At 72.0% G+C, this 1,735-nt stretch carries 1 protein-coding gene; it reads left to right on the top strand.

Translation table 11 applies throughout. From position 1 onward, the window contains the following. Positions 1-1,735: helicase-related protein (locus RI554_11440; GenBank protein ID MDR9392628.1), on the top strand; the 1,735-nt coding region annotated here is incomplete at both ends.

The following is a 1,735-nucleotide window of genomic DNA, read 5'->3' as shown; positions in this document are numbered from 1 at the left end:
GGGGATCGACTTCGAGGGGCTGCGGGCGACGCCCGACGAGGCGGCGATCGCGCACCTCCCGCCCGACTGGGTCGAGGTGAGCGCGAAGGGCGAACCGCGCGTCAAGAAGGACCACCGCGACCACAAGCCGACGCTCGTCCGCGTCGGTCCCGACGCGGTCGAGCGCCCCGGAGGGCGCCCGTTCGCGTGGATCCCCGCACCGTTCCGGTTCTGTCCCTCGTGCGGCGTCGAGCATTCGGGCCGGCGTAGCGACTACGCGAAACTGAACGTGTTCAGCAGCGAGGGGCGGTCCACCAGCACGACGATCCTCGGGCTGGCGGCGGTGCGGCGTCTGCAGGACAGCGACCTCCCCGCCTCCGCCCGGAAGTTGCTGTCGTTCACCGACAACCGCCAGGACGCCGCCCTTCAAGCCGGCCACTTCAACGACTTCGTCGACGTCGGCCTGCTGCGCGGTGGGCTGTACCGCGCCGTCGCGAACGCCGGCCCGGCCGGGCTCGGCCACGCGGAGCTCGCGCACCGTGTCTTCGACGCCCTCGACCTCCCCTTCGAGGCGTACGCCCTCGACCCCACGCTCATCCTCAAGGCGCGGTCCGACACCGAAGCGCTGCTCCGCGAGGTCCTGGCCTACCGCCTGTTCCAGGACCTGAAGCGCGGGTGGCGGATCCACCTCCCCAACCTCGAACAGGTCGGGCTGCTCCGGATCGCCTACCCCGACCTCGACGAGGCCGTGCGCCACGAACCGTTGTGGGCGGACGCCCACCCGGCGTTGGCGCGCGCGACGTCCGAGGAACGCACGCGGGTCGCGCACGTCCTGCTGGATCTGCTCCGCAAGCACCTCGTGATCCACGCCGACCCCCTCCGCGAGGAGCACCAGGAGAGCCTGAAGCGACGGAGCCACCAGCGCCTCCGTGACCACTGGAGCGTGGGGGACGACGAACGGCTCGAGTACGCCGGCGTCGCCCTCCCCCGCAGCTCCGGCGTCCAGTACGACTCGCGCGAGTGGACGTTCGTCTCGGCGCGAAGCACGTTCGGGCGGTTCGTGCGCCGCGACGGCGTCCTCCACGCCTGGGAGGACGGCACCAACCTCGAGGCGACCGACCGCCTGATCGCGGACCTGTTCGAGGCGCTCCGCCGCGCCGGCTTCCTCACCGTCGCCGAGGACGTACGCCCGAAGGGCGACGTCCCCGGCTACCGCCTCAACGCCGCCGTCATGCGCTGGCAGGTCGGGGACGGCACCCCCGCGGAGGATCCCCTCGAGCGACTCCGGCCGCCGGCCGACGACGCGGACGGTGCGCCCGGCGCCGAGGCGAACCGCTACTTCGCCGCGTACTACGGCGACGTCGCGAACCAGCTCGCGGGCATCCACGCGGCGGAACACACCGCCCAGGTCCCCAACGAAACCCGCCTGGATCGCGAGGCGGCGTTCCGGGAGGGCGACCTCCCGGTCCTGTTCTGCAGCCCGACCATGGAGCTCGGCGTGGACATCGCCTCGCTCAACGTCGTGAACCTCCGCAACGTCCCCCCGACGCCCGCGAACTACGCGCAACGCAGCGGTCGCGCCGGCCGCAGCGGTCAACCGGCCCTCGTGTTCTCGTACGCCAGTTCGCTCAGCCCGCACGACCAGTACTTCTTCAAGCGCCAGGAGGCGATGGTCGCCGGCGTGGTCAGCGCGCCACGGCTGGACCTCGGCAACGAGGAACTCGTTCGAGCCCACGTGCACGCCATCTGGCTGGCC

The organism is Trueperaceae bacterium (assembly GCA_031581195.1).
Taxonomy (GTDB): Bacteria; Deinococcota; Deinococci; order Deinococcales; family Trueperaceae; genus SLSQ01.
The sequence above is the reverse complement of the archived record's forward strand: the minus strand, read 5'-3'. Positions and strand labels throughout refer to the sequence as shown.